At 67.9% G+C, this 8,108-nt stretch carries 8 protein-coding genes; 3 read left to right on the top strand and 5 right to left on the bottom strand.

Features of this window, described 5'->3' with window-relative positions; translation table 11 throughout:
• Positions 1 to 55: 55 nt before the first annotated feature.
• Positions 56 to 1,288: an MFS transporter gene (locus FNH08_RS38270; RefSeq protein ID WP_152776131.1), complete on the bottom strand. Its 1,233-nt coding sequence runs from the start codon at positions 1,286 to 1,288 to the stop codon at positions 56 to 58.
• A gap of 141 nt (positions 1,289 to 1,429) precedes the next feature.
• Between FNH08_RS38270 and FNH08_RS38275 the strand changes: the two genes are divergently transcribed.
• Positions 1,430 to 1,888, top strand: a complete 459-nt coding sequence (locus FNH08_RS38275; RefSeq protein ID WP_152776132.1) for a MarR family winged helix-turn-helix transcriptional regulator — start codon at positions 1,430 to 1,432, stop codon at positions 1,886 to 1,888.
• 9 nt (positions 1,889 to 1,897) lie between these two features.
• A complete protein-coding gene (locus FNH08_RS38280) occupies positions 1,898 to 2,350 on the top strand; it encodes a GNAT family N-acetyltransferase (RefSeq protein WP_152776133.1) in 453 nt (150 codons plus the stop codon).
• A gap of 68 nt (positions 2,351 to 2,418) precedes the next feature.
• On the opposite strand, the gene FNH08_RS38285 is transcribed toward FNH08_RS38280, so the two are convergent.
• Positions 2,419 to 3,807, bottom strand: a complete 1,389-nt coding sequence (locus FNH08_RS38285; RefSeq protein WP_152776134.1) for a serine hydrolase domain-containing protein — start codon at positions 3,805 to 3,807, stop codon at positions 2,419 to 2,421.
• A gap of 45 nt (positions 3,808 to 3,852) precedes the next feature.
• Entirely contained in the window at positions 3,853 to 5,328 is a 1,476-nt protein-coding gene (gene dnaB, locus FNH08_RS38290) for a replicative DNA helicase (RefSeq protein WP_322726164.1), read from the bottom strand.
• Between the two features lie 452 nt (positions 5,329 to 5,780).
• On the opposite strand from dnaB, the gene FNH08_RS38295 reads away from it, so the two are divergent.
• A complete protein-coding gene (locus FNH08_RS38295; protein ID WP_152776135.1) occupies positions 5,781 to 7,127 on the top strand; it encodes an MATE family efflux transporter in 1,347 nt (448 codons plus the stop codon).
• Between the two features lie 211 nt (positions 7,128 to 7,338).
• Here the strand turns inward: FNH08_RS38295 and rplI are convergent, their stop codons facing one another.
• Together rplI and rpsR are read right to left on the bottom strand one after the other, a co-directional pair.
• Complete coding sequence (gene rplI / locus FNH08_RS38300; RefSeq protein WP_152776136.1) at positions 7,339 to 7,785, bottom strand: 50S ribosomal protein L9; 447 nt, start codon at positions 7,783 to 7,785, stop codon at positions 7,339 to 7,341.
• 18 nt (positions 7,786 to 7,803) lie between these two features.
• A complete protein-coding gene (gene rpsR / locus FNH08_RS38305) occupies positions 7,804 to 8,040 on the bottom strand; it encodes a 30S ribosomal protein S18 (protein ID WP_003949403.1) in 237 nt (78 codons plus the stop codon).
• Positions 8,041 to 8,108 lie beyond the last annotated feature (68 nt).

Genomic DNA, 8,108 nt, shown 5'->3' on the forward strand with positions numbered 1-8,108 from the left:
GTCATGGCCCCCGCGCCGCTTCTCGGGCCGGGATGTGGGTGAGCCGACGCGGGTGTCAGCTCCGAACGGCGCGCCGTTGCTCGGCCGAGCTCGCGACCACTCCGGCTCCGTCGCCCGCTCCTGCCACGATCGAGCCGGGTGCGCTGCCCCTGCGCTCCAGGGCGGCTGAGAGGGCGGCCAGGACGAGGGCGGCCCCGGCGAGTGCGGAGCCGACCCAGTTGGGGGCCGTGTACCCGAGGTCCGCGGCGATGACGAGACCGCCGAGCCAGGCGGAGAGCGCGTTGCCGAGGTTGAAGGCGCCGATGTTCACCGCTGAGGCCAGCGTGGGGGCGCCGTGCGCCTGGTCGAGGACGCGCTTCTGCAGCGGCGGAACGGACGCGAAGCCCAGCGCACCGATCAGGGTGATCGTCACCGCCGCCGCGATCTTGTCGTGCGCGGTGAGCGTGAAGAGAGCGAGAACGACGGCGAGGGCGCCCAGCGAGACGTACAGCATGGGCATGAGCGCGCGGTCGGCGAACCTGCCGCCCACCAGGTTGCCGCCGACCATGCCCAGGCCGAAGAGGACGAGAAGCCAGGTGACGGAGGAGTCGGCGAAGCCCGCGACGTGCGTCATCATCGGCGCGATGTAGGTGATGGCCGCGAAGACGCCGCCGAAACCGAGAACGGTCATCGCCATGGCGAGCAGTACCTGCACGTTCTTGAACGCGGCCAGCTCATGGCGCAGACGCACCCCTTCCGGCTTGGGCATGTCGGGAACAAGCCGTGCGATGCCCGCCAGGCCCAGGACGCCGAGGGCGGCGACGACGGCGAAGGTGACGCGCCAGCCGATGGACTGCCCGATGAAGGTGCCCAGCGGCACGCCGACCACGTTGGCCACGGTGAGACCGGTGAACATCATCGCGATGGCGCCGGCCTTCTTGTCGGGGGCCACGAGGTCGGCTGCGACAACGGAGCCGATACCGAAGAAAGCGCCGTGGGCGAGTGAGGAGATCACACGGCCGATCAGCATGACGGCGAAGCCGGGTGTGACGGCGGACAACAGGTTGCCGACGATGAACAAGCCCATCAGCAGCATCAGCATCCGCTTCCGCGAAATCCTGGTGCCCAGAACCGTCATGACCGGGGCGCCCGCCATGACGCCCAGTGCGTAGCCCGTGACCAGCCAGCCGGCGGTGGGGATGGACACGCCGAAGTCCTGGGCGACCCCGGGCAGGAGACCCATGATGACGAACTCGGTCGTGCCGATGCCGAAGGCCCCGATCGCGAGGGCCAGAAGCGCGAGAGGCATGGAGGGTGACACCTTCCCAATGGATTGCAGGAGCGCTTTGCCAGCGCCAACAATAGTTGCACACGCGCTATAACGGCAAGGGCGGTATATTGCTCTGTTGGCATATCCTGGGTCCAGCCGCTCCGGGACGGAGGAACACGCATGACCGCGACGGACCCCGCGCTCACCGCCCTCGCCCAGGGCTGGTGCGCCCTCTCTCTGCTGCACGGGAGGATCGAGGCCCACATCGAGCGCGCGCTGCAGACCAAGCACGACCTGAGCGTGCGCGAGTACTCCCTGCTCGACGTGCTCAGCCGACAGCACGACGGCGAGGGAGGCCATCTGCAGATGAAGCAGGTCGCCGACGCTGTCGTCCTCAGCCAGAGCGCCACCACACGGCTGGTCACCCGTCTCGAGGATCGAGGACTCCTGGCGCGCTATCTGTGCCCCACCGACCGCCGCGGCATCTACACGGACGTCACCGAGGCGGGACTCCACCTCCTCGAAGAGGCCCGTCCCACCAACGACGCCGCCCTGCGCGAGGCCCTCGACAAGGCGGCTGAGAGCCCCGAACTGGCCCCTCTCGTCCAGGTCGTCGAGTCATTGAGCACTCCCGCATAGGCTGCGCCCATGGGAGATCTTGAAATACGTCCCGCCGTCACCGACGACGTCCCGGCGATCGTCGCCATGCTCGCCGACGACCCCCTCGGCGCCCAGCGGGAGTCACCGGACGATCTGACGCCCTATCTGGCAGCCCTGGAACGCCTCAGTGACGACCCGAACCAGAACCTGGTCGTCGCCGTACGCGACGGCCGTGTCGTCGGCACACTCCAGCTCACGATCATTCCCGGGCTGTCCCGAAAGGGAGCGACCCGATCGGTCATCGAGGGCGTCCGCATCCACGCCGACGAACGCGGCAGCGGCCTCGGCACCAAGCTCATCCACTGGGCGATCGACGAATCCCGGCGCCAGAACTGCCAGTTGGTCCAGCTCACCTCCGACGCCACCCGCACCGACGCCCGCCGGTTCTACGAGCGCCTGGGTTTCGAGGCGTCCCACGTGGGCTTCAAGTTGCCGCTCTGACAGGCTGTCTGTACGCCGGTGGGGGTGTTTCACGTGAAACACCCCCACCGGCATGCGCTCATCCGGGGCTAGGAGATCCCTCGCCACCCCTCAGGATCCACCCCACCCGGCACCGAAGCCCCCTCGTCGTACGGCTGCCGCGTGAACACGAACGATCCGAGGTCCAGATGGTCCACGGAGCCATCAGACCGCCGTACGGCCCGCAAGGACTCCCCCGCGAAATAGCCGTCGAGGCCGGTCCATGTGCCGTCACCGTTCGCCCTGAACCGCGCACCCAGGCCGCCGTCACCCGACAGCGGATCCAGCGACAGGCTCCCGCCGGCCACGAGGCGCAGCGCGAAGGCATGCGTACCCCAGTACCAAGGCCCTGCCAGCTCCAGTACGGACCGGTCGACCTCCGGTAGGGGTCGCCACGGCTCGGGAATCCGGGGCTCGGTCTCCGCCACGATACGGACGAGGTCGGCGGCGATGTTCGATGCGACCGGGCCCGAAGTGCAGTTGACCAGTACGACGGCCGCCACGTCGTCCTCCAGGCTGATCGTGAGGCACGCGAGGAAGCCCGGCACAGATCCGGAATGCCCCACGAGGAAGCGGCCGTCACACTGGTGGAGTTGCATGCCCAGTCCGTACGCCGAGCCCGCTGCCACATCCGCCGCCTCGGCCGGCCCGGCGGGCGTCCTCATCTCGAGCAGGGACTCCGCGCCCAGCACCCGGTCGTCACCGTTGGCGAGGAACGCCGCGAAGCGGGCCAGGTCTCCTGTGGTGGACCAGAGTTGTCCGGCGGGGGCCATACGTCCGAAGTGCTCGGTGGGCTCCGGCAGCATCACGTCCGCCCAGGGATGTACGGCCCAGCCACCCGCATGGGGCGCCTGCGGGTCCCCGCTCGTACGGCGCAGGCCCAGCGGTTCGAGTACCTCGCGCCGCAGCACGTCCTCCCAGGGGGCGCCTCGCAACTCTTCGACGACGGCTCCCAGGAGCGTGTATCCGGTGTTGGAATAGTGGAAGCGGCGGCCGACGGGGTGCCGGTGCGGCTGTTCACCCAGAACATCGGCGAGTTCCGGACGCAGCGAGCCGGGTGTGCGCTCCCACCAGGGCGCGGGTGACTCCGCGGCCAGCCCACCCGTGTGCGCGAGGAGTTCGGCGATCGTGGCCTCCCCCGCGCCGGTGCCCGGCAGATGCTTCTCCAGCGGGTCACCGAGGTCCAGTACGCCCTCGTCGCGCAGCCGCAGCACCAGGACGGCGGTGAATGTCTTGGTGATCGAGCCGACCCTGTACTGCGTGTTCTCGTCCGGTGCGTGCCCCTCCACGGAGGTCCGTGCTCCCGTCCACACCGTCCGACCGCCGCGGACGACGGCCGCGACCATCGACGGCGCCCGTCCCTCGGCTTGAGCCACGGCGATGCGGTGCAACAGCGCGCGACGAGTGGCCGGCAGCAGTTCTTCCTGAGGTGTTGTCATGGAGCACAGTCCACCGGGCCCGCAACCGGGAGTCGAGCGCATTTATCAGGTCTGCGCCATGTCCACGAAGCGTGAGTAGTGGCCCTGGAAGGCCACGGTGATCGTGGCCGTCGGGCCGTTGCGGTGCTTGCCCACGATGATGTCCGCCTCGCCCGCGCGCGGCGACTCCTTCTCGTACGCGTCCTCGCGGTGCAGGAGGATCACCATGTCCGCGTCCTGCTCGATCGACCCGGACTCACGCAGGTCGGAGACCATGGGTTTCTTGTCCGTGCGCTGCTCAGGGCCACGGTTGAGCTGGGACAGCGCGATCACCGGCAGTTCCAGTTCCTTGGCCAATAGCTTGAGGTTTCGCGACATGTCGGAGACTTCCTGCTGACGGCTCTCGGACCGTTTACCGCCGGACTGCATCAGCTGCAGGTAGTCGATGACGACCAGCTTCAGGTCGTTGCGCTGTTTGAGGCGGCGGCACTTGGCACGGATCTCCATCATCGACAGGTTCGGGGAGTCGTCGATGTAGAGCGGGGCGGCCGAGACGTCCGGCATCCGGCGGGCGAGGCGGGTCCAGTCCTCGTCGGTCATCGTGCCGGAGCGCATGTGGTGCAGGGCCACACGCGCCTCGGCGGACAGCAGACGCATCGCGATCTCGTTGCGGCCCATTTCGAGCGAGAAGATCACGCTCGGCATGTTGTGCTTGATCGAGCACGCCCGGGCGAAGTCCAGCGCCAGCGTCGACTTACCCATGGCGGGACGAGCGGCGATGATGATCATCTGGCCCGGGTGCAGACCGTTCGTGAGCTGGTCGAGGTCGGTGAAGCCGGTCGGCACACCGGTCATCTCCCCCGACCGCGAACCGATGGCCTCGATCTCGTCGAGCGCGCCCTCCATGATGTCGCCGAGCGGCAGATAGTCCTCGGTGGTGCGCTGCTCGGTGACGGCATAGATCTCGGCCTGTGCCCTGTTGACGATCTCGTCGACGTCGTCGTCGGCCGCGTATCCCATCTGTGTGATCCGCGTACCGGCCTCGACCAGGCGGCGGAGGACCGCGCGCTCGTGGACGATCTCGGCGTAGTATTCGGCGTTCGCCGCCGTCGGCACCGTCTGGACGAGGGCGTGCAGATACGCGGCGCCACCCACCTTGGTGATCTCGCCGCGTTTGGTGAGCTCGGCGGCGATCGTGATGGGGTCGGCAGGCTCGCCCTTGGCGTAGACGTCGAGGATGGCCTGGAAGATGGTCTCGTGTGCGGGCTTGTAGAAGTCATGGCCCTTGAGGACCTCGACCACGTCCGCGATGGCGTCCTTGGACAGGAGCATGCCGCCGAGGACGGACTGTTCGGCGTCGAGGTCCTGCGGCGGTACCCGCTCGAACGAAGGCCCGGCGCCCTCCCATGCGCTGTCCTCACGCCCCCGGTCGTGCTGTTCGTCTCGGCCCCGGCCACCATTGCTGCGCCGGCGGGAGGCGGGCAGACGGTCGCTGGGTCCGCTGTCGGCCCACGGCTCGTCCAAGGGCTCGGAAATGCTCACCGGGCCACCTCCTCCCGTCCGCCCGCGCGGATCCCGCCGTGCCCCTCTTTCATACGGCACGGCACTGACAAAATGAGAGGCCCAGCTCCGCTTCTGGCACGTCGGTTTTGCAGGCATTCCGAGACCGGAAGACAGGGCGGGCGCCGGACAACGGTAGGCCCGTCTGCACCGTCAGCCAATCTGGTTATCCACAGGCCATGTGGACGACGAGCCCGATGCTGTGGAGAACTCCACGAAACCTGTGCACGACACGGTGGACAGGCCTGTGAACAAGCCTCGCGGCATTCGGATTTCACGGCTCTGACCTGCTGCTTTCCGATCCACCGGCTGTGCAGAAGAAAAACTTTCACAGCCGGACCAAGATCCTCTCGAACAGGCCGCCGCGACACGCCCGAGCGAGAGAAAAGTAAGGGTCACAGGGCGATTGCATCTCTTACCTGTGGACGATTAGATTGATGGTCATGACACAGGCTTCCGCGGCAATCAGGGCTGCCCGGCGGCAGCACGATCGAGAGATCATCGCGCTGGCCGTTCCGGCCTTCGGTGCGCTCGTCGCCGAGCCCCTTTTCCTGATGGCCGACACCGCCATCGTCGGCCACCTCGGCACCGCGCAACTGGCCGGTCTCGGTGTCGCCTCCGCCCTGCTCACCACCGCGGTGAGCATCTTCGTCTTTCTCGCATACGCCACAACGGCCGCGGTCGCCCGACGTGTGGGAGCCGGCGATCTTCGGGCCGCCATCCGCCAGGGCATGGACGGCATCTGGCTCGCTCTCCTCCTCGGTACCGTCGTCGTGGTCGTCGTCCTGCCCGGAGCGCCTGCGGTGGTGGACCTGTTCGGCGCCTCCGACACGGCGGCCCCGTTCGCGACCACGTACCTCCGCATTTCGGCGCTCGGCATCCCGGCGATGCTGATGGTGCTCGCCGCCACCGGAGTTCTGCGTGGGCTCCAGGACACAAAGACCCCGCTGTACGTTGCCATAGCGGGCTTCATCGCCAACGCCGCCCTCAACGCAGGTCTCGTCTACGGCGCCGATCTCGGCATCGCCGGCTCCGCGTGGGGCACGGTCATCGCCCAGTGGGGCATGGCCGCCGTGTACCTCTGGGTCGTGGTCCGCGGGGCACGCAGGAACGGTGCCTCGCTGCGGCCGGACGTCGCCGGAATACGAGCCTGCGCCCAGGCGGGGGCACCACTCCTGGTGCGTACGCTCTCCCTGCGGGCGATCCTGATGATCGCCACCGCGGTCGCGGCGCGACTCGGGGACACGGACATCGCAGCGCATCAGATCATCCTGTCCCTGTGGAGCCTGCTCGCCTTCGCACTCGACGCGATAGCCATCGCAGGGCAGGCCATCATCGGCCGTTACCTCGGGGCGGGCGACGCCCAGGGTGCGCGGGCGGCCTGTCACCGCATGGTGCAGTGGGGCATCGCCACCGGGATCGTGCTGGGACTGTTGGTGCTCATCAGCCGCCCCGTGTTCATCCCGCTCTTCACCAGCGATCCGGTGGTCCAGGACGCCGCGTTGCCCGCCCTCGTTGTGGTGGCACTCTCCCAGCCGATCTCCGGCATCGTGTTCGTTCTCGACGGCGTCCTGATGGGTGCGGGAGACGGCCCGTATCTGGCGTGGGCGATGGTGCTGACCCTCGCGGTCTTCACTCCCGTGGCACTGCTCGTTCCGACTGTCGGTGGTGGACTCACCGCAGTCTGGGGGGCCATGACGCTGATGATGACGATGCGCATGCTGACGCTCTGGCTGCGCTCCCGCTCGGACCACTGGATCGTCACCGGGGCGACGCGCTGAGCAAGCCGACGGCGCCCGAGACTGGCCCCGTCGCCGCCGTTCGAGTCGACCTCGCCCACGTTTCACGTGAAACATCGCCTGCGTGCCGTTTCACGTGAAACGGCACGCGCACACCCCAGGCTGGTTCGCCACTCTCTGACAGGCCCACCACGCATCTGGGGCCGCACCCCGAAGGGTGCGGCCCCAGACATCGCTTCAGCGAGCGCGACGCTTACGCCGCAACGACCTCGATGCTGACCTTGGCGGCCACCTCGGGGTGCAGACGCACGGACGTCTCGTGGGCGCCCAGCGTCTTGATCGGCGCGCCCAGCTCAATGCGGCGCTTGTCGACCTCGGGGCCACCGGAAGCCTTGATCGCCGAGGCGATGTCGGCCGGGGTGACGGAACCGAAGAGACGGCCGGCGTCGCCGGAGCGGACGGCCAGGCGGACCCGGACACCCTCGAGCTGGGCCTTGATCTGGTTGGCCTGCTCGATGGTCTGGATCTCGTGGATCTTGCGAGCGCGACGGATCTGCTCGACGTCCTTCTCGCCACCCTTGGTCCAGCGGATCGCGAACTTCCGCGGGATCAGGTAGTTGCGAGCGTAGCCGTCCTTGACGTCGACGACTTCGCCCGCGGCACCGAGGCCGGAGACCTCGTGGGTGAGGATGATCTTCATCAGTAAGTCACCCTTCCCTTAGCGCGCGGTGGAGGTGTAGGGCAGCAGCGCCATCTCACGGCTGTTCTTCACGGCCGTGGCGACGTCACGCTGGTGCTGCGTGCAGTTGCCGGTCACGCGGCGGGCACGGATCTTGCCGCGGTCGGAAATGAACTTCCGCAGCATGTTCGTGTCCTTGTAGTCCACGTACGTGACCTTGTCCTTGCAGAAAGCGCAGACCTTCTTCTTCGGCTTGCGCACAGGCGGCTTCGCCATGGTGTTTCTCCTGTGTGATCAAGAAGTTGGGGTACGAACCCGCCCTTAGAAGGGGGGCTCGTCCGAGT

This window comes from Streptomyces spongiae, from assembly GCF_009377185.1.
GTDB lineage: Bacteria > Actinomycetota > Actinomycetes > Streptomycetales > Streptomycetaceae > Streptomyces > Streptomyces spongiae.

Coding starts and splice junctions, on each gene's coding strand:
- FNH08_RS38285 (WP_152776134.1), bottom strand. CDS start 3,807: ATGACAACACCTCAGGAAGAACTGCTGCCGGCCACTCGTCGCGCGCTG.
- rplI (WP_152776136.1), bottom strand. CDS start 7,785: ATGAAGATCATCCTCACCCACGAGGTCTCCGGCCTCGGTGCCGCGGGC.
- FNH08_RS38270 (WP_152776131.1), bottom strand. CDS start 1,288: ATGCCTCTCGCGCTTCTGGCCCTCGCGATCGGGGCCTTCGGCATCGGC.
- FNH08_RS38275 (WP_152776132.1), top strand. CDS start 1,430: ATGACCGCGACGGACCCCGCGCTCACCGCCCTCGCCCAGGGCTGGTGC.
- FNH08_RS38280 (WP_152776133.1), top strand. CDS start 1,898: ATGGGAGATCTTGAAATACGTCCCGCCGTCACCGACGACGTCCCGGCG.
- rpsR (WP_003949403.1), bottom strand. CDS start 8,040: ATGGCGAAGCCGCCTGTGCGCAAGCCGAAGAAGAAGGTCTGCGCTTTC.